Source organism: Arthrobacter sp. 10L430 (assembly GCF_056395245.1).
In genome coordinates, this window is sequence record NZ_JBFTJD010000003.1 from 235400 (window position 1) to 261483 (window position 26084).

Annotated in this window: 21 protein-coding genes; 16 read left to right on the forward strand and 5 right to left on the reverse strand. The window is 64.6% G+C overall.

Going from position 1 to position 26084, the window contains the following annotated elements; all coding sequences use genetic code 11:
• Positions 1-6 precede the first annotated feature (6 nt).
• The gene (locus tag AC1DDG_RS05225; protein WP_230119930.1) at positions 7-363 is read left to right on the forward strand and encodes a DUF2516 family protein; all 357 of its coding nucleotides are present in this window, start codon (positions 7-9) and stop codon (positions 361-363) included.
• A gap of 40 nt (positions 364-403) precedes the next feature.
• Here AC1DDG_RS05225 and AC1DDG_RS05230 read toward each other — a convergent pair whose 3' ends face one another.
• Positions 404-1246 carry a class I SAM-dependent methyltransferase gene (locus AC1DDG_RS05230; protein WP_476875193.1) on the reverse strand — a complete coding sequence of 281 codons (843 nt, stop codon included), beginning with the start codon at positions 1244-1246 and terminating at the stop codon, positions 404-406.
• Between the two features lie 78 nt (positions 1247-1324).
• Between AC1DDG_RS05230 and AC1DDG_RS05235 the strand changes: the two genes are divergently transcribed.
• The gene (locus tag AC1DDG_RS05235; protein ID WP_476875194.1) at positions 1325-2071 is read left to right on the forward strand and encodes a phosphoglyceromutase; all 747 of its coding nucleotides are present in this window, start codon (positions 1325-1327) and stop codon (positions 2069-2071) included.
• Positions 2072-2142: 71 nt separating this feature from the next.
• Here AC1DDG_RS05235 and phoU read toward each other — a convergent pair whose 3' ends face one another.
• Positions 2143-2808 (reverse strand): phosphate signaling complex protein PhoU, encoded by a 666-nt coding sequence (gene phoU / locus AC1DDG_RS05240; protein WP_476875195.1) that lies wholly within the window; start codon positions 2806-2808, stop codon positions 2143-2145.
• 210 nt (positions 2809-3018) lie between these two features.
• Between phoU and AC1DDG_RS05245 the strand changes: the two genes are divergently transcribed.
• Together AC1DDG_RS05245 and AC1DDG_RS05250 are read left to right on the forward strand one after the other, a co-directional pair.
• On the forward strand, positions 3019-4200 hold the full coding sequence (locus tag AC1DDG_RS05245) for a sensor histidine kinase (protein ID WP_230120798.1): 1182 nt from the start codon (positions 3019-3021) through the stop codon (positions 4198-4200).
• Entirely contained in the window at positions 4197-4877 is a 681-nt protein-coding gene (locus AC1DDG_RS05250) for a response regulator transcription factor (protein ID WP_230120758.1), read from the forward strand. The genes AC1DDG_RS05245 and AC1DDG_RS05250 overlap by 4 nt, the downstream gene beginning before the upstream one ends.
• A 151-nt stretch (positions 4878-5028) precedes the next feature.
• Here AC1DDG_RS05250 and AC1DDG_RS05255 read toward each other — a convergent pair whose 3' ends face one another.
• On the reverse strand, positions 5029-5604 hold the full coding sequence (locus tag AC1DDG_RS05255; RefSeq protein ID WP_476875208.1) for a hypothetical protein: 576 nt from the start codon (positions 5602-5604) through the stop codon (positions 5029-5031).
• 327 nt (positions 5605-5931) lie between these two features.
• Between AC1DDG_RS05255 and AC1DDG_RS05260 the strand changes: the two genes are divergently transcribed.
• From AC1DDG_RS05260 to rlmB, 6 genes are all read left to right on the forward strand, one after another.
• Entirely contained in the window at positions 5932-6414 is a 483-nt protein-coding gene (locus tag AC1DDG_RS05260) for a CarD family transcriptional regulator (RefSeq protein ID WP_026266570.1), read from the forward strand.
• Positions 6415-6521: 107 nt separating this feature from the next.
• Positions 6522-7304, forward strand: coding sequence for a 2-C-methyl-D-erythritol 4-phosphate cytidylyltransferase (ispD, locus tag AC1DDG_RS05265; protein WP_230120760.1), 783 nt, complete (start codon positions 6522-6524; stop codon positions 7302-7304).
• A gap of 38 nt (positions 7305-7342) precedes the next feature.
• Positions 7343-7828 carry a 2-C-methyl-D-erythritol 2,4-cyclodiphosphate synthase gene (gene ispF, locus AC1DDG_RS05270; RefSeq protein ID WP_476875209.1) on the forward strand — a complete coding sequence of 162 codons (486 nt, stop codon included), beginning with the start codon at positions 7343-7345 and terminating at the stop codon, positions 7826-7828.
• A gap of 99 nt (positions 7829-7927) precedes the next feature.
• Positions 7928-8254 (forward strand): hypothetical protein, encoded by a 327-nt coding sequence (locus AC1DDG_RS05275; protein ID WP_230120762.1) that lies wholly within the window; start codon positions 7928-7930, stop codon positions 8252-8254.
• A gap of 32 nt (positions 8255-8286) precedes the next feature.
• Positions 8287-9741 carry a cysteine--tRNA ligase gene (gene cysS / locus AC1DDG_RS05280; RefSeq protein WP_476875196.1) on the forward strand — a complete coding sequence of 485 codons (1455 nt, stop codon included), beginning with the start codon at positions 8287-8289 and terminating at the stop codon, positions 9739-9741.
• Positions 9742-9833: 92 nt separating this feature from the next.
• Positions 9834-10826, forward strand: a complete 993-nt coding sequence (gene rlmB / locus AC1DDG_RS05285; RefSeq protein ID WP_476875197.1) for a 23S rRNA (guanosine(2251)-2'-O)-methyltransferase RlmB — start codon at positions 9834-9836, stop codon at positions 10824-10826.
• A gap of 455 nt (positions 10827-11281) precedes the next feature.
• On the opposite strand, the gene AC1DDG_RS05290 is transcribed toward rlmB, so the two are convergent.
• Positions 11282-12091: a carbon-nitrogen hydrolase family protein gene (locus AC1DDG_RS05290; RefSeq protein ID WP_476875198.1), complete on the reverse strand. Its 810-nt coding sequence runs from the start codon at positions 12089-12091 to the stop codon at positions 11282-11284.
• Positions 12092-12204: 113 nt separating this feature from the next.
• Here AC1DDG_RS05290 and glgX point away from each other — a divergent pair, with 113 nt between their 5' ends.
• From glgX to AC1DDG_RS05305, 3 genes are read left to right on the forward strand one after another with little or no spacing between them, the layout of a single operon-like run.
• Entirely contained in the window at positions 12205-14316 is a 2112-nt protein-coding gene (gene glgX / locus AC1DDG_RS05295; protein WP_476875199.1) for a glycogen debranching protein GlgX, read from the forward strand.
• Between the two features lie 26 nt (positions 14317-14342).
• Entirely contained in the window at positions 14343-14852 is a 510-nt protein-coding gene (locus AC1DDG_RS05300; RefSeq protein ID WP_476875200.1) for a guanyl-specific ribonuclease, read from the forward strand.
• Between the two features lie 4 nt (positions 14853-14856).
• Positions 14857-15213 carry a barstar family protein gene (locus tag AC1DDG_RS05305; protein ID WP_476875201.1) on the forward strand — a complete coding sequence of 119 codons (357 nt, stop codon included), beginning with the start codon at positions 14857-14859 and terminating at the stop codon, positions 15211-15213.
• 10 nt (positions 15214-15223) lie between these two features.
• Here the strand turns inward: AC1DDG_RS05305 and glgP are convergent, their stop codons facing one another.
• Positions 15224-17842, reverse strand: a complete 2619-nt coding sequence (gene glgP / locus AC1DDG_RS05310; protein ID WP_476875202.1) for an alpha-glucan family phosphorylase — start codon at positions 17840-17842, stop codon at positions 15224-15226.
• A gap of 188 nt (positions 17843-18030) precedes the next feature.
• On the opposite strand from glgP, the gene AC1DDG_RS05315 reads away from it, so the two are divergent.
• From AC1DDG_RS05315 to AC1DDG_RS05325, 3 genes are read left to right on the forward strand one after another with little or no spacing between them, the layout of a single operon-like run.
• Positions 18031-20046, forward strand: a complete 2016-nt coding sequence (locus AC1DDG_RS05315) for an alpha-1,4-glucan--maltose-1-phosphate maltosyltransferase (RefSeq protein WP_476875203.1) — start codon at positions 18031-18033, stop codon at positions 20044-20046.
• Between the two features lie 6 nt (positions 20047-20052).
• Positions 20053-21849 carry a maltose alpha-D-glucosyltransferase gene (gene treS, locus AC1DDG_RS05320; RefSeq protein ID WP_230120795.1) on the forward strand — a complete coding sequence of 599 codons (1797 nt, stop codon included), beginning with the start codon at positions 20053-20055 and terminating at the stop codon, positions 21847-21849.
• A gap of 1 nt (position 21850) precedes the next feature.
• Entirely contained in the window at positions 21851-25612 is a 3762-nt protein-coding gene (locus AC1DDG_RS05325) for a 1,4-alpha-glucan branching enzyme (RefSeq protein WP_476875204.1), read from the forward strand.
• Positions 25613-26084: the final 472 nt, after the last annotated feature.

Sequence of the window (26084 nt, forward strand, 5' to 3'; positions counted from 1 at the left end):
GGTCGGGTGGACGGAACAGTACTGATCAATGTCGTTGAGAGCACGGTCTACTACATCCTGGGACTGGTGGCGCTGGTGCTTGAGGTGTGGGCCTTCTTCGACTGTGTCCGCCACAAGGCCAACGCTTTTGAGGCTGTGGGCAAAAGGACCAAGGCCTTCTGGCTGGCACTGACCGGCGGCGGCGTGGCCGTCGGCGCGCTGTCGGTGCTGGCCGGCGGAGGAGGTGGCCTCATCGGGCCGCTCGGCCTCTTCGGCCTGGCCGCGGTGGTGGCTGCATCCGTCTACCTGGCGGACGTCCGCCCGGCGGTCAAGGACGCCGGCCGCGGCGGCAGCCGCAACATGGGCCCGTACGGCCCCTGGTAACCGGAGTCCGCTCGCTGGTGGCGCGCCGTCGAAATCCGGATCAGTCCGCTGATCCCAGCGGCGCCACTGCTTCCCAGCTGACGGTAAGTTCCCCCAGCCGCCAGCGTGACGGTCCGTCGTGGACCGGCCACCCGCCGTCGAGCAGTGCCTTGCACATGGCCGTCCACCGCTGCCGGTTCCCGAACGACGCAAGGGGCGCCGACTCCAGCCACGCTTTGTCCATGGCCTGCAGCAGCCCGTGGATGCGCTCACCCGGAACGTTCCGGTGGATGAGCGCCTTGGGCAGGCGTTCGGCTACCTCCGAGGGCAGGTCGAAACTGCCGAAGCGCACGGACATGCTCAGCGTGAGCGGGCGTTCGGAATCCAGCGCAATCCAGGTGACGCGGCGGCCGATCTCGTCGCACGTTCCGTCAATGAACAGCCCGTCCGGCGCGAGCCTGTCCTGCACTAGACGCCAGATACCTGGAACGTCGGCCTCCTCGTATTGCCGGAGCACGTTGAACGCCCGCACCAGGACAGGCTTTCCCGGCACCGGGAGTTCGAACCCGCCCACGACGAAGCTGAGGCTGGGACGCTCGAGCGACTTGGCCGCCCGCACCCGCTCAGGCTCGATTTCGATGCCGCAAACCCGTACATCGGGCCGGACGGCGGCGAGCCTTTCGAAAAGCTCGACGGCGGTGGCGGGGGACGCGCCGTACCCAAGGTCGACCACCAGCGGGTCGTACGCTGACCGGAGCCGCCAGGCCTGCGGCCCGGCCAGCCAGCGGTCCAGCCTGCGCATCCGGTTGGGATTGGTGGTGCCCCGCGTTACGTTGCCCACCGGCCGGCCGCGGTGTCCGCGGTTGCCAGGGTTTGTCGCCACCCGCTCTGCTTTCTGCACCACCGCCCCAGACTATCCAACGGCGCAGCACGGAATGTAACGCTCGGCGTCGGCGGGCCCTGCTCGGCTAGGATGAAAATCATGACTTACAAGCTGATTCTGCTGCGCCACGGCCACAGCGACTGGAACGCCAAGAACCTGTTCACCGGCTGGGTGGATGTTGACCTCAACGACCAGGGACGTCAGGAGGCACTCCGCGGGGGAGAGCTCCTGGTTGAGCACGACGTGCTCCCGGACATCCTGTACACGTCGCTCCTGAAGCGGGCCATCAACACCGCCAACATCGCCCTGGACAAGGCCGACCGCGGCTGGATTCCTGTCAAGCGCGACTGGCGACTCAACGAGCGTCACTACGGTGCCCTGCAGGGCAAGGACAAGGCCCAGACTCTCGCCGAATTCGGCGAAGAGCAGTTCATGCTTTGGCGCCGCTCTTACGACACCCCGCCGCCGGTCCTGGACGATAACTCCGAATTCTCCCAGGCGGGCGACCCCCGCTATGCTGACCTCGGTGACACCATTCCGCGCACTGAGTGCCTGAAGGACGTTCTGATCCGTCTCATGCCGTACTGGGAATCGGACATCAAGGAAGACCTCAAGACCGGAAAGACCGTCTTGGTCACCGCCCACGGAAACTCCCTGCGTGCGCTGGTCAAGCACCTTGACGGCATCAGCGACGAAGCGATCGCCGGCCTGAACATCCCCACCGGCATCCCCCTCGTCTACGACCTGGACGAGGACTTCCAGCCCATCAAGACGGGCGGAACCTACCTCGACCCCGAGGCTGCCGCGGAAGCCATCCAGGCTGTGGCTAACCAGGGCAAAAAGTAAAGTAAAGCGACGACGGCGGCTGGTCACCTCAGGTGACCAGCCGCCGTCGTTTGCTGTTAAGCTCGGGAACCTCAGCCGTGCTCGATGTTGCTGTTCGGGTGCCAGGCGCCGGTCACGAGGTACGTGACTTTCTGGGCCACGGACACGCCGTGGTCGGCAAAGCGCTCGAAGTAGCGGCTGGCCAGGGCAACGTCCACGGTGGTGGCAGGGGATTCCTGCCAGTCGCTGCGGGCAATCGCCTTGAAGACGCTCAGGTGCAGGTCGTTCACCGCAGTGTTGGCCTTGAGGATGTCGCGGGCAACCTCAAGGTCCCGGGTCTCCAGCAGCTCGGTGAGCTTGGTGGCGATCTGGATGTCCTGTTCCGCGAAGCTCTTGAAGGTCTCTGTGAGCGACGCCGGAATCACCGTGGAGGGGAAGCGGAGACGCGCCAGCTGGGCAATGTGGCGGGCGAGGTCACCCATGCGTTCCAGGGAGGCGCTCATCCGCAGCGATCCGACGATCATGCGCAGATCGCTGGCCACGGGACCCTGAAGGGCAAGGATGTCAATGGCGCGCTCGTCGAGGCTGTTCTGCAGGAAGTCGATCCGGGCATCCGCAGCGATGACGTCCTGGGCGAGGTCGACGTCGGCGACCTCAAACGACGTCGTTGCCTTGACGATCGCCTCGCTGACCAGCTTTGAAATCTCGATGAGGTCTTCGCCCACCTGGGCGAGCTCTTCCTGAAAAACCTTACGCACGTAGGCGTCCTTTCCTTAGAGATTCCGCCCCGCCGCCGCAGCGCCCGGTCAGAATCTCGTGTCACCGTTCCGGCAGTCCAACTGGCCACTCTTCCAGCACCGGGTGAACTGTTACGCACCTCTAGATGAACGTTAGCTGAATCCGGCCCGTTCTGGTCGTGAAGCGGCTGTTGGCGCTTTTTGAAAGCATAAGCTGGAGCCGTGGATCCAATGCTCATCGGTGTCATCGCCGGCCTGCTCGGCCTGTCGTTCGGCGTCTTTGGCGTGCTCGCGTTCAGGGTCAGCGAGCAGCAAAGGAAACTCGTGGACGTCGAATACGACGAGCCCGCACTGCCGCCGGGATCCGCCGAGGTGCTCGCCGTCGTCGGCAAGGCCTTCGTGGTGGTGGACGCCATCGATGGCGTGGTCCGGGCAAGTCCCGCCGCCTACGCGTACGGCCTCGTGCGCGGCCATACCGTGGTGCACCGCGAGCTCCTCGACATGACGGCGAATGTCCGCCGGGACGGTGTCATTCTGGAGAAGCGCCTCGAACTGCCGCGCGGGCCCCTGGGGCAGGGGACCATCATCGTGCAGGTCCGGGCGGCCATGCTTGGGGAGGAATATATCCTCCTGCTGGCCGACGACCGGACCGAGATCACCCGCACCGAGGAGATCCGCAACGACTTCGTGGCCAACGTGTCCCATGAACTGAAAACGCCCGTGGGCGCCATTTCCCTCCTCGCAGAGGCGCTTGAATCGTCCGCGGACGACGAAGAAGCCGTCCGGCGGTTCGCCACGCGCATGCACAAGGAGTCAGCACGGCTCGCCGCCCTGGTGCAGGACATCATCGAATTGTCACGCCTGCAGGGCGCGGACGTGGCGCAGCAGGGCCACGCCGTGGACATCAATGACGTGATCTCCGAGTCCGTGGACCGTTCACAGCTGCCGGCCGAGAGCAAGAACATCCAGATCGTCATCGGCGGCCGCGTTGATGCAAAGGTCTACGGCGACCAGGACCTTCTCGTCACAGCCCTGCGCAACCTTATCGACAACGCCATCCGCTATTCACCGGAGAACACCCGCGTGGGAATCGGTGTGCGTGCGAAGGAAGGCCTGATTGCGATCTCCGTGACCGACCAGGGCGAAGGCCTGTCGGCCGAAGACCAGGAACGAATTTTTGAACGTTTCTATCGTGTGGATGCAGCACGTTCGCGGCACACCGGCGGCACCGGACTGGGCCTGAGCATCGTCAAGCATGTCATTTCCAACCATGGCGGAGAGGTCACCGTGTGGTCGCAGCCGGGGCAGGGGTCCACGTTCACGCTCCGCCTGCCTGAAATGGAAGGGCAATCGCCGAATGACAAAGAACCGAACGACGCCGCCGGCGTCCATAAACGAGGAGCTACCGCTTGAGCAGGATTCTTATAGTTGAGGACGAGGAGTCGTTCAGCGACCCCCTGTCCTATCTGCTGGGCAAGGAAGGGTTCGAGGTGGAGGTCGTCGACAACGGGCTGGACGCGATTACCGAATTTGACCGCAACGGGGCCGACCTCGTGCTGCTGGACTTGCAGCTGCCGGGCCTGTCAGGTACGGAAGTGTGCCGCCAGCTGCGCCAGCGATCCAGCGTGCCGGTGATTATGCTGACCGCCAAGGACTCAGAAATAGATAAAGTCGTGGGTCTTGAACTTGGTGCCGACGACTACGTCACCAAGCCGTACTCCTCACGCGAGCTGGTGGCCCGGGTCCGGGCCGTGCTCCGGCGCCAGGGGGAGCCGGAGGAACTTGTTTCCTCCACAGTGCAGGCGGGCCCGGTGCGGATGGACATCGAACGCCACGTTGTCAGCGTCGGCGGCGAGCAGGTTTCACTCCCGCTGAAGGAATTTGAGCTCCTCGAGATGCTGCTGCGGAATTCAGGCAGGGTGCTGACCCGCGGCCAGCTGATTGACCGGGTCTGGGGTTCCGATTACGTGGGTGACACGAAGACCCTTGACGTCCACGTCAAACGACTGCGCAGCAAGATCGAACCCGACCCGTCCCTCCCGAGGTACCTGGTGACCGTCCGCGGACTGGGTTACAAGTTCGAACCCTAGAGCCGGCTCCAGCCGTGGCAAGCAGGTGTGACATGGCAACGTCTGACCTGGCAAAGAAAGTCTGACCTGGCAAAGAAGGAGGGGCTCCCGGGTGGGAGCCCCTCCTTCTTCAATACGTCAGGTGTGCGGTGGTCCGCTGACCGGCGAGGCGTCAGTGGCTTTGGCTGGGCGTCGGCGTGCTGCTTTCGCTCGGGGTTGCGGACTCGCTCGGGGTTGCCGAGTCGCTCGGCGATGCCGTCCCGCTGGGGCTAGCGCCAGGAACGTACTGTGCGTACTCCTTGAGCGTGCCGTCCACGACGGGGATCTTGACGGTCTTGTTGACGTTGGTTCCGTCTTCGGTGGCCTTGACGTCCACGACGGCGCCGGGCTTGGCGCCGGCGGTGCTCAGGATGGCCTCGTCCGCGGAATTGTTGAGCAGCGTGTAGGAGTTCTTCTTCACCGACACCTCAGTCTGCGAGCCCTCGGCTCCGTTGAGGGTGAGCTTGACGTCCTTGGAAGAGGAGTTGTAGACAGCGCCGATCAGACGGCCGGGCTGATTTTCGCCGGAAGCAACGATCAGCATGTTCCGCAGCTGCAGCGGGCCAACGTCGGAGCGGGTTCCGTCGGAGGCGGCGTACTGCTCGGAGGTCTGCTGGGCGTTGATGTAGCTGCAGCCCGTCAGTGCCAGCAGTCCGACGCTCAGGGCGGCAGCCGCCATTGCCAACTTGCCGTGCTGGCCCCGGTTCATCGCAGTGAAACGCACGTCACGCACTCCTAGAAAGTCTTGAAACAGTTTTCAGCCATAGCCTATCGGCAAACGGGGCCAAACGAGGATTCGGCCAGTACACATAAGCGCCCGCTTCGGAACCTCCTGCGGAGCGAACCAGGCTCACTGGCTACCCGTGCGTAACGCTTGTCGGCGGGTGGCGGATGCACTATTATCCGCTTTCGTCAAGGGGTCTGAGCGGCTGATTCGGGCCATTTTCCGCGGATTCTCGCGGTTCCGGACCCCGATCCGTGCCAGTCATATGCCTTAATCGTGATAAACTGGTCTGCGGGAAAGGGGAAAGTCCACATGGTTTTTGAGGTCGGCGAGACAGTAGTTTACCCTCACCACGGTGCAGCAAAAATTGAAGAAATCAAGATGCGCACTGTCAAGGGCGAAGAGAAGATGTATCTCAAGCTCAAGGTGGCTCAGGGTGATCTGACCATTGAAGTTCCAGCAGAGAACGTTGACCTCGTTGGGGTACGCGACGTAGTGGGCAAGGAAGGTTTGGAGCACGTATTCGATGTGCTCCGGGCCGAGTTCACTGAAGAGCCCACCAACTGGTCGCGTCGTTACAAGGCAAATCTGGAGAAGCTTGCTTCCGGTGACGTTATCAAGGTTGCAGAGGTCGTCCGCGACCTGTGGCGCCGGGATCACGATCGGGGCCTTTCCGCAGGCGAGAAGCGAATGCTGGCCAAGGCACGGCAGATTCTGATTTCAGAGTTGGCTTTGGCTGAAAAGACCGACGAAGAGAAGGCTGCAAGCGTTCTCGACGAGGTTCTGGCTTCCTGAGAATTGAACCCCGGTGGCAGAAATGCCGCCGGGGTTTCTTTTTTGCCCAAAAACACCTACTGCGCGTAATGGGCTGGGGCGGCCGGCCGGGACGTAGGCTAGACCGCATGAGCGATGCACCCACGCGCCCCGTCACCGCCGTCATCCTGGTCGCCGCAGGATCCGGGCAGCGGCTTGGCTACGGCATGCCGAAGGCCGCCGTCCCGCTCGGCGGCGACCCCATCCTCCTGCACGCCCTCCGCGGGATCGTCGCAGCCGGCGTAGCAGGCCAGGTCTGCGTGGCGCTGCCCCCGGGAGATGACGGGCTGCGGCAGATGCTGGACGACTTCCGGCTGGAGCTGGCGGACGGCGGCCCGCTCCTGACGACGGTCGACGGCGGGGCCACCAGGGCGGATTCCGTCCGGTCGGCGCTGGCCGCCCTGGAGGACGGGACCGAGGCGGTGCTCGTCCACGACGCGGCCCGTGCGCTGGCCCCCGAGTCGGTATTCCATCGGGTGGCTCAGGCGCTGGCCGCCGGAGCCTTGGCTGTCATCCCGGTCATCCCGGTGGTGGACACCGTCAAGACCGTTGCGGCCACCACCGGCGAAGACTCGGACATTGCCCCCGAGCTCGTGACGGGAACTGCCCCCCGGGACGAACTGCGGGCGGTCCAGACCCCGCAGGGTTTCAGCTTTGCAACCTTGAAAGCGGCCCATGAGGCCGCCCTGCAGTTTGACGAAAGCCGCGCGGCCGCGGTGACTGACGACGCCATGCTGGTGGAGCTTCTCGGCGTGCCGGTCCACGCCGTGCGCGGAGCCAGCCAGTCCCTGAAAATCACCACCCCTTTGGATCTCATCATCGCTGAAGGCCTCCTGGAGGGTCCCCTGGGTGCCCGCTGGGTGGAGGGCTGAAGAGCGTGAGCGCAGAAGAGCCGGCTGAGGCAGCGAGAATGATCCTGCCCCGCACCGGCATTGGCATTGACGTGCACGCCTTCGCCCCGGAAAGTGAACCGCGGGCGCTGTGGTTGGGCGGGTTGTTGTGGGAGGGAGAGCAGGGGCTGGCCGGCCATTCCGACGGCGATGCGGTGGCCCATGCCGCCGCCGACGCCCTGTTCTCCGCGAGCGGGGTCGGCGATCTTGGTACGCATTTCGGCACGGACCGGCCGGAGTTGGCAGGTGCCTCCGGCGTCACCCTGTTGGCTGAAGCGGCCAGGATCGTCCGGGCTGCGGGCTTTGAGATCGGCAATGTCGCCGTCCAATTCGTGGGGAACAGGCCCAAGTTCGGTCCCCGCCGCGAAGAGTCGCAGCGCGTCCTGACTGAGGCCGCCGGTGCTCCGGTGAGCGTCACGGCCACCACCAGCGACGGGCTCGGCTTCACAGGCCGCGGGGAAGGTATCTCCGCCGTGGCCACTGCACTCGTTTACCCGGCTCTCTAGCTGTCACTCCACACGGCCGCATCGCCTAGGCTGGAATACAGCAGCGGCCGCACCCAGTGAGCCGAGAACAGCCCGTACCGCCACATCAGGAGACCCGCCGTGAAAAAGCTGCTTCCCGCCGTCGTGATTGCCTGCCTGCTCCTTGCGGGCTGTGCCGGAACGCCCCGGATGAGCGTCGGCGAGAGCTGCACCTTCCTCCAAGGCGACACGTTCAAGCCGACCGGAAACCAGCAGCAGCAGGCGGACCAGATCGCCAAGCACTACCAGGAGGTTGCCGACAAGGTGGCCCAGGAACTCGCCGATCCGATCCAGAAGATGGCCGACGTCATGAAGCAGGTGGCCGGTACGTCACTGGGGGACAAGAGCGCAGAGCAGCTTGACGAGCTAAAAAAGCAGAACAACAGGATCGGCGAGGTCTGCAAGTAAGCGCCACCAATGGCATCGGCTAATCTGGAGCGGTGACCCTGCGCTTTTACGACACTGCATCCGCCGAAGTCCGGAACTTCGTTCCCCTGGTACCCGGCAAAGCGAGCCTGTACTACTGCGGTGCCACGGTGCAGGGAATGCCCCATGTGGGACATATCCGCTCCGCCATTGCGTTCGACCAGCTAACCCGCTGGCTGCAGTACCGCGGCCTGCGCGTCACCGTGGTCCGGAACGTCACGGACATCGACGACAAGATCCTGGCCAAGTCTGCGGCATCCTTTGAGCCCGACATCGAGCAGTTCCCGGATACCGTCCGGGAAGAGGAATGGTGGGCACTGGCCTACCGGTATGAGCAGGAGTTCCTCAAGGCCTACGACACTCTTGGCGTCTCGCGCCCCACCTACGAACCGCGCGCCACCGGCCACATCCCGGAGATGCACGCGCTGATCCAGCAGCTGATCGACCGCGGGCACGCCTACCCCGCCCTGGACGGCTCGGGTGACGTCTACTTCGACGTGCGCTCCTGGAACAAGTACGGCTCGCTGACGCGCCAGAAGCTCGACGACATGCAGGGGGCAACTGACGCTGACCCCCGCGGCAAGAAGGACCCGCGCGACTTCGCGCTCTGGAAGGGCCACAAAGAAGGGGAGCCGACGACGGCGAGCTGGGTTTCGCCGTGGGGCGCCGGCCGCCCGGGCTGGCACCTTGAATGCTCTGCCATGGTCACCAAGTACCTCGGCACCGATTTCGACATCCACGGCGGCGGCCTCGACCTGCGCTTCCCGCACCACGAGAACGAGATGGCCCAGTCCCAGGCTGCAGGCCACGGCTTCGCGAACTTCTGGATGCACAACGGCATGGTCACGTACCAGGGCGAGAAGATGTCCAAATCCGTGGGCAACACCGTGAGCCCCGCCGAGATGCTTGACCTAGCTTCGCCGCGCGTCGTCCGTTATTACCTCGGGCAGGCGCAGTACCGCTCGGTGCTGGACTACCAGCCGACCTCACTGCAGGAGGCCACCGCCGCCGTCGAACGCATTGACGGCTTCATTGCGCGTGCGGTCCGGACGCTTTCAGCTGACGGCGCGCTGCTCTTCGGCAGCAACGGCACGGTGCCGGACGCGTTCGCCGCAGCCATGGACGACGACCTGAACGTCCCACAGGCCCTTGCGGTGCTGCACGATACGGTCCGGGCAGGAAACTCCGCCCTCGTCGCCGCCGATCTCGAGGCCGCACGGCGGGCACTGGCCAGTGTCACCGACATGCTCCGGGTCTTGGGAATCAGTGACGCGGCGCAGCCAGCCGTCGACGATCAGGCCGCCGCAGCGCTCGGCGTGCTCGTGGAGGCGCAGCTGGCCGCCAGGGCCGACGCTCGGGCCAAGAAGGATTGGACGGCCTCGGACGCCATCCGCGACACCCTCACGGCCGCCGGCGTCGTGGTGGAAGACGGCGCCGACGGAGCCACCTGGAGCCTCCAGCGCGGTTGAGTCGGCCGTCCCCACTCCGCCCGGGTCAACGATTTAACTTGAGTCAGTAGACTGGAGTTCAGACTTACTCAATACAACCAAGGGTGGAACTCATGGCCAACAACGGTCGCCCGGGCGCAATCCGCAAGCTCAAGAAGGGCCCCACCACCGGAACCGGTGGCCACGGCCGTAAGGCCCTCGAAGGCAAGGGGCCCACCCCCAAGGCCGAGGATCGTCCCTATCACAAGGCGTACAAGAGCAAGCAGCTCTCGGAGCGCGCCGAGGCCAAGCGGTCCGGCGGCGGCCGCAACGCCGGCGCACGCTCCGGCCCGAAGGGCCGTGCCACGGAAGAAGTGGTCACCGGCCGCAACTCCGTCGTCGAGGCCCTCCGCGCCGGTATACCTGCGAAGGCCCTGCACGTGGCGATCCGGATCGAAATGGACGACCGTGTGAAGGAGTCCCTCAAGCTTGCGGCCGAACGCGGCATCCCGCTGCTGGAAACCGGCAAGCCCGAGCTGGACCGCATGACCGACGACGCCGTGCACCAGGGCCTCGTGCTGCAGATCCCGCCGTACGAATACCAGGACGCCTACGACCTCGCCGAGCAGACAGTCGACCGGTGGAAGAAGGGGCATGTCTCTAACGCGCCCCTGTTCGTCGCGCTCGATGGCATCACTGATCCCCGCAACCTTGGCGCCATCATCCGCTCGGTCTCGGCCTTCAGCGGCCACGGCGTGATCGTCCCGGAACGCCGTTCCGTGGGTGTCACGGCCTCCGCCTGGAAGACTAGCGCCGGCGCTGCCGTCCGCGTGCCCGTCGCCCGCGCCTCCAACCTGAACAACGCGCTCAAGCAGTTCAAGAACATGGGCATCTTCGTCCTTGGGCTCGACGGCGACGGGGACGTCTCGCTGCCGGACCTCACCCTGGCCACCGAGCCGGTCTGCATCGTGGTGGGTTCCGAGGGCAAGGGCCTCAGCCGCCTCGTCCGGGAAAACTGCGACCAGATCGTCTCGATCCCCATCGACTCCGCCATGGAATCACTCAACGCCTCCATGGCCGTCGGTATCTCCCTCTACGAAGTCAGCCGCCAGCGCGCCGTCAAGTAAGTCCAGTTGCGGCCAGTCCGCCGTCAACGCAGTTTTGCCGTCGCTTAGACACCTCCCGGCGCCTCATCCGGCCGCGGGAGGCCTTCTTCAGCTCTGGTCGGCGATGCGCTCCTTAGCAAAACCGCGACGACGGCTAGCGGGTACGGCACCTTCCGTCGTTGAGCCTGTCGAGACGCGCGCTTGGGTGCCAACGCTCTCTCACGTTTCGCGCATAAATTGGAAACGCTGTCGCAGTTTTTGCCGGAAATCGGGGAACGCTCTCGCACATGACGTGCGGGAGCGTTTTTCGTTAACGGTGAACGAAACCCAAGGTGAGTGCCTCCATCACCAGCGGTCGGCGATGAAGGGCCGAACGCTAAGCGACGGCAAGGCGTCGGCGCCCGCGGAAGCGAACATCGGCAGTCGGCCGGCGGCAGCCCGCATAGAGACGGTCGGGACGCCTAAGGCGTAGGCGTTTAGAACTCGCGGCGGTTGGCCAGGACCGGCAGCTTGGTTTGGGCTTCCTTGACGACGGCGGGATCCAGGTCGGCGAACAGGAGGCCGGGGGCGGCGTCGAGCTCTTCCAGGACTTCGCCGAACGGCGAGACGACGGCGGAGTGCCCCACGCCTGTGGGCGCCGCGCCGCGCGGCTCAGTGTCCTGCGTGGCCGGGTCGCCCTGGCCGCAGGCGAGCACGTAGGTGGTGGTGTCCACAGCGCGGGCGCGGGCCAGGAGCTGCCACTGTTCCACCTTGCCTGGCCCTGAGCCCCAGGAGGCGCAGATGATGTTGGCAACTGCTCCGCGGTCGGCGTTGGCCGTAAAGAGGGCGGGGAAACGGATGTCGTAGCAGGTGGCCAGGCCGAAGGTGACGCCGCCGGCGTCGAAAGTCACGGGCCCTGTTCCGGCATCCACGGTGTCTGATTCGAGGAAGCCGAAAGCGTCGAAGAGATGCACCTTGTCGTAGCTCGCTTCCACGCCCGGGCCGGTGACCAGCAGCGTGTTCCGGACCTTGAGGGGGCCTTCGCCGGATGATGCCCCCGGAGTGAACATGCCGGCCACGATCACGATGCCCATGTCGGCGGCAATGGCGCGGACCCGGGTGGCCCACGGACCGTTGAGGGGTTCGGCGATGTCAATCAGGGAATTCCCGAACGCCCGCATGGTGGCCTCCGGAAACACCACGAGCCCGGCTCCGCCGTCCTTGGCTCGGCGGGCATGCTCCTCGACCAGTGCGAGATTGGCTTCGACATCGCGGCCGGTGATGATCTGGGCCAGTGCAATCTTCACAAATACCTCCACTCGGTGCGTCTTCCAGTATGCAGCAGCGCCGCGATGGGGCCGCCGCACGTCATATGCCGGAATACATCGGCTTTTTGATCGTGACAGTTAAGCTTTAATCGATGGTAATGCCCTTAGTAGACACAGCCTCGACCGTGGACGCCTCGCACGCGTTCCCCCTTGGCGTAAGTTCAGTGCGCCCGGCGTCCTCCGACGGCTCGAAGAGCGGGCGCGCCAACGTAGCGGTCTATGCTCCCGGCATCCTTACCCTGGAAATCGGATACCTGGCTCCCGGCGGCGACTGGCGGATCCAGACCCTGCCGAACGTCACCAATGGCGTTCATCACGGCATCCTCGAGGGTTTCCCGATCGGCTCGCGCTACGGCTTCCGCGCCGCCCCCGACGGGGAGGTTCTGCCGCTTTCCGTTCCCACGGTGAATTTTGACGACGACGGCGACCGGCAGCCGCTGCTGCTCGATCCCTACGGACGCGCTGTAGACCAGCGCAACGGTTTTCTGACGAGTGTCCGGACGTCCAGCGATTTCGACTGGGGCGCCGATGACCGCCTGCACACGCCGTGGCGCAACACCATAATCTACGAGGCACATGTCCGCGGGCAAAGCATGCTGCACCCGGACATTCCAGAGCCGCTGCGCGGCACTTACGCCGGCATGGCACACCCCGCGATGATTGAGCACCTGACAGGACTCGGAATTACCGCAGTGCAGCTGCTGCCGGTACATTTCCACCTCGACGAACCGCATCTTCAAAACCTGGGCCTGACCAATTACTGGGGCTACAACACGGCGGCTTTCTTTGCCCCGCACCCCGGGTACGCTACGCGGTCCGCGCAGGAGTCCGGCCCGCAGGCGGTCCAGGACGAGTTCAAGGGCATGGTCAAGCTCTTGCACGCCGCAGGTATCGAAGTGATCCTGGACGTGGTCTATAACCACACCGCCGAAGGCGGACACGACGGGCACACAGTTTCGTTCCGCGGCCTGGGGGAAAAGAAGTACTACCGCTCCGACGACAGCGGCAGATACATCGACACCACAGGCTGTGGGAATTCGCTCAACTTCGGCGAGCCCCGCGTGATCCAGCTTGTTCTGGACTCGCTCCGCTACTGGGTGGACGAATTCCACATCGACGGTTTCCGTTTCGACCTGGCCGTGACGCTCTGCCGGAACGCCGCCAACGATTTTGATCCGAACCACCCGTTCCTGGTGGCCGTCGCCGCGGACCCGGTGCTCTCCAGGGTCAAGCTGATCGCCGAACCCTGGGACGTCGGCTATGGAGGCTGGCAGACAGGCCGGTTCCCGGGTGGCTGGGTGGACTGGAACGACCACTACCGCGACGCCCTGCGCTCGTTCTGGCTTGCTGACCGCGCGGCGATCGACGCCGGTGGCCAGGGCGGATCCGTGGCCCGGCTGGCAGATGCCATGTCCGGTTCTGCGAGCCTGTTCCAGCCCTCAGGCCGTTCACGGCTCGCGTCGCTGAACTTCATCACGTCCCACGACGGTTTCACCCTGGCCGACCTGGTGTCCTATGACCGCAAGCACAACGAGGCCAACGGGGAGCAGAACCGCGACGGGCACGGCGACAACCGCAGCTACAACCACGGGTTTGAAGGCCGCACCGAGGATGAAACTATCCTTGCCCGCAGGGCGCAGACCCGACGGAATCTGATGGCTTCGCTCATGATCTCTCTCGGCGTCCCCATGATCACGGCGGGCGATGAACTGGGCCGCACGCAGCAAGGCAACAACAACGCCTATTGCCAGGACAACCCCGTCGCCTGGGTCGACTGGACCAGCACGCCCGAATCCCACGCCATGCTCCGGAGCACCAAGCGGGTCATTCGGCTCCGACGGGAATTCCTTGCAGGCCAGCCGCACGATTACCCGGTGCGGGACGCGCAGTCATACCTGTACTGGTACGACCAGGATGGCGAGCCGATGACCATGGAGCGGTGGAATGATCCGCGGCACCGCGTGGTGCAGCTGCTGCTGGGCTCCGATGACGGGCAGGTGGCCGGGCTGGTTGTGGTCAACGGCGGCCGCGATGACGTCAGGGTCACCCTTCCCCAGGTCACCAATGACGACGGCGTCGGCAAAAGGATGTTCGAACTGCGCCTCACCACCTCCGATCTTCATGACCGCCTCCAGGGCTTCCAGGTGGCGTCGGGGGAGCGGGACCTCGTGCAGGCCAACACGATCAACATCTACCGCACCTAGTATCGGCGGACAGGGAAAGCATAGATATGCGCCGTTTATTTGCTGCGGTGGTGCTGATTGCGCTGCTCGGATTGGCACTTGTCGTGTCCAACGGGCTGCAGCCACAGGCAGGCAGTCCTGCACAGGCACCGTCCGGAACCGTTGCACCCTCCGGAACCGTTGCACCGTCCCGCATCCCCGTGGCGACCGCCCCCGCGTCCTCTCGCGCACCCTCGGCTGCCGGCCAGGCCGAAGGCATCCCCAACCCCTCCGGCCTCGCCACGATCAGGGAGTCCCAGCTCCCGGCCGAAGGCCGCCGGACCCTCACGCTCATACGCCAGGGCGGTCCGTTCCCTTATGAGCGCGACGGAGTGACCTTCGGAAACCTTGAACGCATCCTGCCGCGCAAGTCGGGCGGCTACTACAGGGAGTACACCGTTCCCACTCCGGGGGAATCCGACCGGGGCGCCCGAAGGATCGTGGCAGGCAAGTCCGGCGAAAAGTACTACACCCCGGACCATTACGAGTCGTTCAAGTTCATAGCAGAGGGTAAGTAGCACCATGAAAATCTATTCCGTGGACACCTGGACAGTCGACGAGCTGCGTGACCAGGTTGCGGACGCCGGCCGCCGCAGCCTCCTGATCCCGGCAGCGGGCTCCAAAAAAGAGGTGCTGGCCAGTTTCGGGGAAGCCCTGGATTTCCCGGAGCACTACGGAGTGAACCTGGACGCCCTCAACGACTCGCTGCACGACTTCGCCGACGCCATTTCCGACGACGGCCAGGAACCAGTGACGGTCATCTGGCAGGTGCCGGCGGCCTTCCGTAGCGACAGGTCCTTCGGAGTCATCTGCGAGGTCCTGCAGGACGCCGAAAGCTACGGCGGCAAGGACCTGTCAGTTATCGCCGTGTTCCTCTAGCAACCTCTGCCTACGCGTTCACGATCAGGCCCAGCTCGGCCTTGGACGCCAGTGCCTCGTGCTTGGGCAATACCCGCACTGTGTAACCGAAGGATCCGGAGCGGTCGATCACGATTGAGCCTGTGAACAGGTAGCGACCGCTGCCGAGTTCATCCTTCGGCTCCAGTTCCACGAGAGTCACGTTGGCGAGTTCGTCGCTTTCCTCGGCCTGCCCGTACGCAACTTCCACAGACACGTCGTCGGGCGTCAGGTCGTGCAGCCCCACGTATGCGTTGACCTGCAGAGTATCGCCGATCTGCGGTTCCTCGGACACTCCCAGGGAGTCCACGTGTTCTACATGCAGCTGGGGCCAGGCTTCGCGGACCCTGGACGTCCAGGCTGCGAGTTCCCTGGCCTGGGCGAAGGAATCCGCAACGGCGTGCCGGCCCGAAATGGCAGCAGGCCTGTACAGGATGTTGACGTAGTCCTGCAGCATCCGTTCGGCGGACACCGCGGGTCCCAGGTGGGCGAGCGTGTGCTTGATCATGGACACCCAGTGGGTGGGGATCTTCTCCCGCCCTGAAGACGACGGCCCGGCAGCGCCGGCCGCCTCGGACACAGTACTGCCGTAGAAGCGCGGTGCCACCTGCGTCTCAAGCAGTTCGTACAGCGCCGCGGCCTCGATATCGTCGCGTTCCTCCGACGAGGCTCCGTTGTTGGCGGTCGGAATCGCCCAGCCGTTCTCGCCGTCGTACATCTCATCCCACCAGCCGTCGAGCACCGAAAGGTTGAGGGATCCGTTGATGGCGGCCTTCATGCCGGACGTGCCGCAGGCTTCCAGCGGGCGCAGCGGGTTGTTGAGCCAAACGTCGCAGCCCGGGAACAGCGTGCGGGCCATGGCGATGTCGTAGTTCGGCAGGAAGACGATACGGTGCCGGACCTTCGGGTCATCCGTAAAGCGCACGAGGTCCTGGATCATCTTCTTGCCGGCATCGTCGGCGGGGTGCGACTTGCCGGCAATGACCAGCTGGATGGGGTGCTCCTTGTGCAGCAGCAGAGCCTTGAGCCGTTCCGGTTCGCGCAGCATCAGCGTCAGCCGCTTGTAGGTGGGCACGCGCCGGGCGAAGCCGATCGTCAGGACATCCGGGTCAAGCACCGAGTCCGTCCAGCCGAGTTCGGCGTCGGCGGCGCCTCGTTTCTTCCACGCCGCACGCAGCCGGCGCCGGACGTCCTCGACGAGCGAGACGCGCATTTCGCGCCGGAGCGCCCAGACTTCGGCGTCGCTGACGTTGTAGGCGAGGTCCCACCGGCCCATTACTTCAGCTTCCACGCCGAATCTTTCACGGGCGAGCTTGGAAATCCTCGAGTCGACCCACGTGGGTACGTGCACGCCGTTGGTCACGGATGTGATGGGCACCTCGGAATGGTCGAATCCCGGCCAGAGCGCCGCGAACATGCCGCGGGATACTTCACCGTGGAGTTTGGCCACGCCGTTGGCCCGCTGCGCGAGGCGGAGCCCCATGACGGCCATGTTGAACACGAAGGGGTTGCCGTCGGCGAAGTCTTCGCGTCCCAGATCCAGGATCCGGGACGTGGGGACGTCCGGGGCAAGGCCCGCCTCGAAGAAATGCTGGATCTGCGCGACTTCGAAGCGGTCGATGCCGGCCGGAACAGGGGTGTGCGTGGTGAACACAGTCGATGCGCGCCCCGCGGCAAGGGCCTCATCGAACGTGAGTGACTGCTCCCCGGCCATCAGTTCCTGGATCCGTTCGATCCCGAGGAAACCGGCGTGGCCTTCGTTGGTGTGGAACACCTCCGGCGCTGCGGTGCCCGTGAGCCGCTGGTAGACGCGCAGCGCCTTCACCCCGCCCATGCCCAGCAGCAGTTCCTGCTGCAGACGGTGGTCGCCTCCGCCGCCGTACAGGCGGTCTGTGATGCCGCGGGCGGCGTCGTCGTTGCCGGGAACGTTGGAGTCCAACAGCAGGAGGGGGACACGTCCGACGTCGGCACGCCAGATGTGCGCCAAAAGGCGCCGCCCGCTGGGCAGCGGCAGCGCGATCTGGATGGGCTTGCCGTTTCCGTCCGCCGACGGCTCCCGGAGCAGCGTCAGGGGCAGGCCATCCGGATCAATCACCGGATAGGTTTCCTGCTGCCAGGCGTCGCGGGACAGGGACTGCTTGAAGTAGCCGGCCTGGTACAGCAAACCCACACCGATCAGCGGAACGCCGAGGTCCGAGGCAGCCTTCAAGTGGTCGCCGGCGAGGATGCCGAGGCCGCCGGAGTACTGCGGGAGAACCTCCGTGATGCCGAATTCTGGTGAGAAGTACGCGATGGAGGCGGGGGCGTCGTCCCCCAGGCTCTGGTACCAGCGCGGCTCTTGAAGGTACCGGTCCAGGTCCTCGGCCGCGGAGTGCACACGCGCCACGACATCCTGGTCGGTCGCCAGCCGGTGCATTTCCTCCCGGCCGACAAGACCGAGGAAGTTGACCGGATCGTTGCCGCTTTCAGCCCAAACTTTGGGGTTGAGTCCCTCGAAGAGTTCCCTGGTGGGCCGGTGCCAGGACCAGCGCAGGTTGGTGGCCAAGCGGGCAAGCGGCCGGATCGGTTCAGGAAGAACGGTTCGGACGGTAAATCTGCGGATTGCCTTCACCTGCGTCACACTAACGGACAAGATGAACGGCCGGAACCGGATTGGATTACTTTCCGGTAAATGACGAATCAGTTCGCTAATTAAGATCGCAGGCTTAGCATTTCCCTCCTTTTCTCGCTAACGTCGAGCCTGTGACGACTAACACGCGAACCAGTGCCCCCTCCAAGCAAACGCCGAAAGTTTCGATCATGGATGGCCTTCGATTCGGCCGTTTCCCGATCACGAACGTTCAGCCGGTTGTGGAAGGGGGGAAGTACCCCGCCAAGGCGCTCCCCGGCGAAGGGATCGTGGTCAGCGCTCAGTCGTTCCGCGAAGGCCACGACATGTTGGGGGTCAGCGCCGTCCTCCTGGATCCCAAGGGCAAAGAGCGCCAGCGCGTGCGCCTTCAGCCGCCGGCCGGTGACCGTGGCAAGGGTACAGACCTGTGGGAGGGCATGCTGACTCCCACATCCACCGGCAACTGGTCCTTCGTGATCGAAGCATGGCATGACCGCTATGGCACCTGGCACCACAACGCCGAGGTCAAGGTGGAGGCGGGCATCGACGTAGAGCTGATGCTCGATGAAGGCGCCGCCCTGTTGTCGCAGGCGGCAGAGGAGCCGTTCCGCAACTCCACCGACAGGCGGACGCTTCGTACCGCCGTCGTCGGTCTCTCCGACACCTCCAGGTCCGCCGAAGAGCGTCTGGCTGCCGGCTTCGGCGCGGACGTTGCCGAGATTGTGGGCCGCGAGCCGATCCGCGAGCTTGTTACAGTCTCCGAACCGTTTCCCCTGCTGGTTGAACGGGATCTCGCCGGCCGCGGATCCTGGTATGAGTTCTTCCCCCGCTCCGAGGGCGCCGTCCGCAACCACGAGACCGGCGCCTGGACGTCCGGCACCTTCAGGACTGCGGCCAACAGGCTGCCGGCCGTCGCGGACATGGGCTTCGACGTCATCTACATGCCCCCGATCCACCCCATTGGCATCCAGCACCGCAAAGGCCCCAACAACACGCTGATCGCGGGCCCGAACGACCCCGGATCCCCGTGGGCCATCGGGGCCAAAGAGGGCGGCCACGACGCCATCCACCCGGAACTCGGCACGTTCGAGGACTTCGACGCGTTCGTGGCCCGCGCCAACGAGCTGGGCCTCGAAGTCGCGCTGGACCTGGCCCTCCAGGCCGCGCCTGACCACCCGTGGGTCACGTCCAACCCGGAATGGTTCACCACCCGCGTGGATGGCAGCATCGCATACGCTGAAAATCCTCCGAAAAAGTACCAGGACATCTATCCACTCAACTTCGACAACGATCCCGAGGGCCTGTCCAGGGAAATCCTGCGCATCGTCCAGCTCTGGGTCAGCCACGGGGTGAAGATCTTCCGCGTGGACAACCCGCACACCAAACCTGTCTGGTTCTGGGAGTGGCTCATCGGCAAGGTCAACAAGAAAAACCCGGAAGTCGTCTTCCTGGCGGAGGCCTTCACCCGGCCCGCCATGATGCACGCGCTCGGCAGGGCTGGCTTCCAGCAGTCCTACACGTACTTCACGTGGCGGAACACCAAGAAGGAACTGGAGGAGTACTTCCAGGAGGTCAGCCACGACTCGCCCGCGTACTTCCGGCCGAATTTCTTCGTCAATACTCCGGATATCCTCACCGAGTACCTGCAGTACGGTGGTCCGGCGGCGTTCAAGATCCGTGCTGCACTTGCGGCGACGGCCAGCCCGTTGTGGGGCGTGTATGCCGGCTTCGAACTGTACGAACATGTGGCCAGGCCCGGGGCGGAAGAGTACATCGACAACGAGAAGTTCGAGTACAAGGCCAGGGACTGGGAGGCCGCTGCGGCGTCGGGGCGGACGCTGGCCCCTTACCTGACCAGGCTCAACGAGATCCGCAAGACGCACCCGGCGCTGGGGGACCTGCAGAACCTGACTGTGCACCACAGCACGGATGACGCCACAGTGGTCTATTCCAAGCACAAGACACTCCCGGATGGCACCAAGGACACCCTCATCGTGGTGGTCAACGTGGATCCGCACAGCACGCGGGAAAGCACGGTATCGCTTGATCTCGCCGCGCTGCAGCTCGACCCGGCAGACCTCACGCCGAACGGCGGCTTCAGGGTGGATGATTTGATCTCGGGCGAGACGTGGGAATGGGGCGAATACAACTACGTCAGACTCGACGCCCATGTAGAACCTGCACACATCCTGAACATCCGGAGGTAGCCTCAATTGAGTTTCAGCCCGCAGAACCCGAGTCACCACTTCACACCGAAGAGCACGTTCGAGCTCAATGCGCCGGGATTGCAACACGATCCTCTGTGGTACCGGAAGGCGGTGTTCTATGAAGTGCTTGTCCGGGGCTTCGCGGATGCGAACGGCGACGGTTCAGGCGACTTCCACGGACTGATCGAGAAACTCGACTACCTGCAGTGGCTGGGCGTGGACTGCCTTTGGCTTCCGCCTTTCTTCCAGTCGCCGCTCCGGGACGGCGGCTATGACATCTCCGACTACAACTCGGTGCTGGACGAGTTTGGAACCATCAGTGACTTCAAGCGGCTCGTGGCCGAGGCCCATGCCCGCGGCGTCCGGGTCATCATCGACCTCCCGCTGAACCACACCTCGGACCAACACCCGTGGTTCCAGGAGTCGCGGAAGGATCCGGACGGTCCTTTCGGCGACTTCTACGTGTGGAGCGACACCGACGAAAAGTACCAGGATGCCCGCATCATCTTCGTGGACACGGAAGAGTCCAACTGGACCTTCGACCCCATCCGGCGCCAGTTCTTCTGGCACCGTTTTTTCAGCCACCAGCCCGACCTCAATTTCGAGAACCCCAAGGTCATCGACGCTCTGTTCGACGTCGTGCGGTTCTGGCTGGACCAGGGAATCGACGGCTTCCGCGCCGACGCGATCCCCTACCTCTTCGAGGAGGAAGGCACCAACTGCGAGAACCTGCCTGCCACCCACGAGTTCCTCCGCAAGCTGCGGAAGATGGTGGATGAGAGCTATCCCGGCAGGGTGATCATCGCGGAGGCCAACCAGCCGCCCAACGAAGTGGTGGAGTATTTCGGCACCGAGGAGGAACCGGAGTGCCACATGGCTTTCCACTTCCCGATCATGCCCCGGCTGTACTACGCGCTGCGCGACCAAAAAGCAGCCCCGATCATCGAGACCATGCATGACACGCCGGAGATCCCCGAGGGTGCGCAATGGGGAACCTTCCTTCGAAACCACGATGAGCTGACGCTGGAAATGGTCACCGCCGACGAACGGGCGGCGATGCTTGGCTGGTATGCCCCGGATCCGCGCATGCGGGCCAACATCGGCATCCGGCGCCGGCTGGCGCCGCTGCTGGACAACTCCAGGGCGGAAATCGAACTCATCAACGCGATGCTGCTGTCCTTGCCGGGGAGCCCCTTTCTTTACTACGGGGACGAAATCGGCATGGGCGACAACATCTGGCTGGAAGACCGCGACGCCGTCCGCACACCCATGCAGTGGAACCCGGACCGGAACGCCGGGTTCTCCAACGCGGATCCCGGCAAGCTCTACCTTCCGGTGATCCAGTCGCTGGTCTACAACTACAACATGGCCAATGTTGAGGCCGAGGCCGCGCACTCAGGGTCGCTGCTTCGCTGGACACGGCAGATCCTGAGTGTCCGGCGCAACCACGCGGCGTTCGGGCTGGGCGGCTTCAAGCACGTGGAAGCCGACCACGAAGTGGTGCTGGCCTACGTGCGCGAATTGCCGGAAGGCAACTCCGCCGGCGAACCGCCCGAAACCATCCTGTGCGCCTTCAACCTCTCCCAGCACCCCGTGGCGACCACGCTGAGGCTTCCGCAGTTTGCGGGACGCGGGCTCCGGGACGTGTTCGGCGGCCAACCCTTTCCCGGCGTCGGAGACGACGGGAACCTGACCCTTACCCTCGGCAGCCACGACTTCTTCTGGCTCCGGGTACGTTCGGCTGCGTCCAACCCGGCGTCACCTTTCACCCAGGCGATGCCCATCCTGTCCATTGAGGGGTGACATGAGCCAATCTACGCTGACACCAACGCTCGAAGAGCTGCTTCGCCAATGGCTGCCGCGCCAGCGGTGGTTCCCGGTGAAGTCCGCCGAATTCTCGCTTGCTCCCGTGGGCGGACTCATCCTCAACGAGTCGTCGGGCGAGGTGGGCCTTGAGGTCTTCCTCGCCGCCGTGGTCTCCGAAACTGCCGACGGCGGCCCCCGCACCGATGTGGTGCAGGTGCCGCTCAGCTACCGGCGCGAACCGCTGCCCGGGGCCGAGGGCGCGCTCATCGGCGAAAGTGACCACGCGGATTTGGGGCACCGCTGGGTCTACGACGCCGTCCATGATCCGGTGTTCATCGCCGAATGGCTGGAGCTTATGCGGACGGAGGGAACCGCGGCGGCCGGCACGGCCAGCGGGCACCTCTCCGGCGCCGGCCAGCCCCTTCCGCGTGCCACCGGCACGGTCCGGGTCCTGTCCGGCGAACAGTCCAACAGTTCGGTGATCGTCGACGACGGCGCCTCCGCGGCTATCGTGAAATTCTTCCGTGTGCTTTCGGCCGGCCGCAATCCGGAGGTCGAAGTGGGGGCAGCCCTGTCCGCCGCGAGGACCTCTGAAGTCCCGGCCACCCTCGGCTGGGTCACAGGCGAGTGGTTTCCGCAGCGGGCGCGGACATCGTCCGCAGGGTCCGGCCCGGAGACTGCTGCGGCAGGCACGGCCCAGGGCGAATTGGCGGTAGCCCACGAGTTCCTGGCCGGAGGCCGGGATGCCTGGCGGCTGGCGGTTGATGCGGCCAGCGCAGGAGCGGACTTCACCGAGCAGGCGCACTCGCTGGGCCATGCCACGGCCACCGTCCACCGTCGGCTCGCCGAGACGCTGGGGGTTTCCTCAGAAGCCGTCCCGGGCGGGGTCATAGCGCCTGGAGTAGCCCAGCGGGTGCGGCAGGCCTGGACCGAGGCCGGCCCCGCCGTCGGGCCCCACGAAAGCGAGCTGGAAAGCCTCCTTGAGCAACTCGAGGGTGTCCCGGCGGGTGCGCTCCAGCGCATCCACGGTGACCTCCACCTTGGCCAGATCCTCCAAGTTCCGGGCCATGAAGGCGACTCGGACCGGTGGGCCATTCTTGACTTCGAGGGTGAGCCGCTGCGGCCCATCTCTGAACGGAACTTCCCCGACGTCCCGCTAAGGGACGTTGTGGGCATGCTGCGCTCATTTGATTATGCCGCGGGAGCCGCGGAGCGCGAGGGGAGCGGTGCCCGGGTCCCCGACTCGTGGGTGGACGACTGCGCCGAGGCCTTCCTGGCCGGCTACTTGGAAGTCACCCCCGGCACCATAGACCGGAACTCCCCGCTCTTTGTGGCATTGTGGCTGGACAAGGCGTTATACGAAGTCGTGTATGAATTGCGCAACAGGCCCGACTGGCTGGCTATTCCGGTGAATGCATCCAGGCGGCTCCTCAGCAAGAAAGGCCCCGGCGAACCGGCCGCGGCCGCAGCGGAAGGTAAGAAGATGACAGGCTCTGCACCTACAGATCGGCCCCAGGCCCCTCTCCATGTGGATGCGCATACGCTTTCGCGCGTGGCGGCCGGAGAGCACCACGCCCCACACTCTGTGCTTGGTGCCCATCTGGATGACTACGGCCACGTAACCATCCGCACCGTCAAGCATCTGGCCGAAGCCGTCACTGTGGTAACCGCGGCCGGTTCGATGCCGATGACCCACGAATCGGAGGGCGTGTGGGTTGCCGTGCTGGAGCCCCTGCAGGCCGGTCACGTGCCGGACTATCGGCTTGAGGTGACATACGAGGGTGCGGAACCTGTGACGGTGGACGAACCGTACCGCTACCTTCCGACGGTGGGCGAAGTGGATCTGCACCTGATCGGAGAGGGCCGCCACGAGACGCTCTGGACGGTGCTCGGCGCCCACGTCCAGCACTATAAGTCCTCGTTGGGGGACGTCGACGGCGTGTCCTTCGCCGTGTGGGCCCCCAACGCCGAGGCCGTGCGCGTTAAGGGTGACTTCAATGCCTGGGACGGGCGCGAAAACTCATTGCGCTCCCTTGGCTCCTCCGGCGTCTGGGAATTGTTCGTCCCGGGCGTTGTAGCAGGCGCGTGCTACAAATACGAGATCAAGACCAAGGCCGGCCACTGGGTTGAGAAGGCCGACCCCCTGGCATTCGGCACGGAGGTCCCGCCGCTGACCGCCTCGAGGGTGGTTGACTCCCACTACCGGTTCGAGGACGCGGACTGGATGAAGGCCCGGGCCGAGCGGGACCCGCACAACTCGCCCATGAGCGTCTACGAAGTCCACCTCGGATCGTGGCGCCTCGGCCTGAGCTACCGCGAACTGGCCAAGGAACTCGTTGACTATGTGCAGTGGCTTGGCTTCAGCCACGTTGAGTTCATGCCGGTGGCCGAACACCCCTTCGGCGGCTCCTGGGGCTATCAGGTCACCTCCTACTTTGCCCCGACGTCACGCTTCGGCCACCCTGACGAGTTCCGGTACCTGGTGGATGCGCTCCACCAGGCTGGCATCGGGGTCCTCCTTGACTGGGTCCCGGCGCACTTCCCCAAGGACAACTGGGCCCTGGCCCAGTTCGACGGTCAGCCCCTGTACGAACATGCCGATCCCAACCTGGGGGAACACCCGGACTGGGGAACCCTGATCTTCGACTTCGGCCGCACCGAAGTCCGCAACTTCCTCGTGGCCAACGCGCTCTACTGGCTCGATGAATTCCACATCGACGGACTGCGCGTGGACGCGGTCGCGTCCATGCTCTATCTGGATTACTCCCGTGAAGAGGGTCAGTGGCAGCCGAACAGGTTCGGCGGCCGCGAAAACCTGGAGGCCATCTCCTTCCTCCAGGAGACCAACGCCACGGTCTACAAGACGCATCCCGGCGCGGTCATGATCGCTGAAGAATCCACCGCATTCCCTGGCGTGACGGGTCCCACCAGCAACGGCGGGCTGGGCTTCGGGCTCAAGTGGAACATGGGCTGGATGCACGATTCGCTCAAGTACGCGTCGGAAGATCCAGTCAACCGGAAGTGGCACCACGGGACGGTCACGTTCTCGCTGGTCTATGCCTTCACCGAGAACTTCCTGCTCCCCATCAGCCATGACGAGGTTGTCCACGGCAAGGGCTCGATGCTCCGCAAGATGCCCGGCGACCGCTGGCAGCAACTGGCGAACCTGCGGGCCTTCCTCGGTTACCAGTGGGCGCACCCGGGCAAGCAACTGATCTTCATGGGGACCGAGTTCGGCCAGGAAGCCGAATGGTCCGAGCAGCACGGCCTGGACTGGTGGCTGGCCGACATTCCGGCCCACCGCGGGATTCAGCTCCTCACGAAGGATCTGAACGAGCTGTACAAGTCCACTCCTGCGTTGTACTCACGCGACAACGAGCCCGGCGGATTCCAGTGGATCAACGGGGCTGACGCGGACCGCAATGTGCTGACCTTTGTCCGTTGGGACACTGAGGGCAACCCGCTGGTCGTAGCGGTTAACTTCTCGGGTGGGCCGCACAAGGAGTACGCCCTTGGGGTGCCGTCCGCCGGTGCCTGGACTGAAGTACTCAACACCGATGCGCCGGCATACGGTGGTTCCGGCGTTCTCAACGCGGGGAACCTGACGGCGGAGGACGAAGGTCTCGATGGCCAGCCAGCCACCCTGACTGTGACGCTGCCGCCGCTGGGTGCTGCATACTTCAAGCCGGCAGGCACGGGCGCTCCGAAACTGCAGAGCCGGTCAGCTGCAGCAGAAGCGCCGGACACCACGGTGAGTTGAGGCCATCTGGTTCAGCCGGCCGTAAGGTCAGCCGACCGTAAGTGTCGGCAGAACACCCTTTTCAAGGCCGGCTGATGAGGCCCGGAATCCGCGTGATTCTGGGCCTCATCCGTCCCTTCTGCGCCCGGGTTGGCCTCCGGCAAAAGTAGTGGTAGAGTTTATTTCCGCGCCGCTCCCCGGAGTTGGTCGGTAAAGCGAGTAGGATGCCCCAGGGCATCACGAAGCCGCAGACGCCGATTTGACCAGGGTGAAGCGAGCGGGTAAGCTTGAAAAGTTGCTCCGGAGCGATCCGCGACTGKTTGTTTGGTTGTGGTGGTGCCGGGTGTGTCTGTTGTTTGAGAACTCAATAGTGTGCCAAGTTTGTTGATACCGGTTTATTTTATATGAATTGGTTGAATTGACCGGACTGTGCCGCCCCTGTGGTGTGGTCTGGTTTTTACAGCTGGTTTCAAATTTTGTGCAGCCTGGTTCC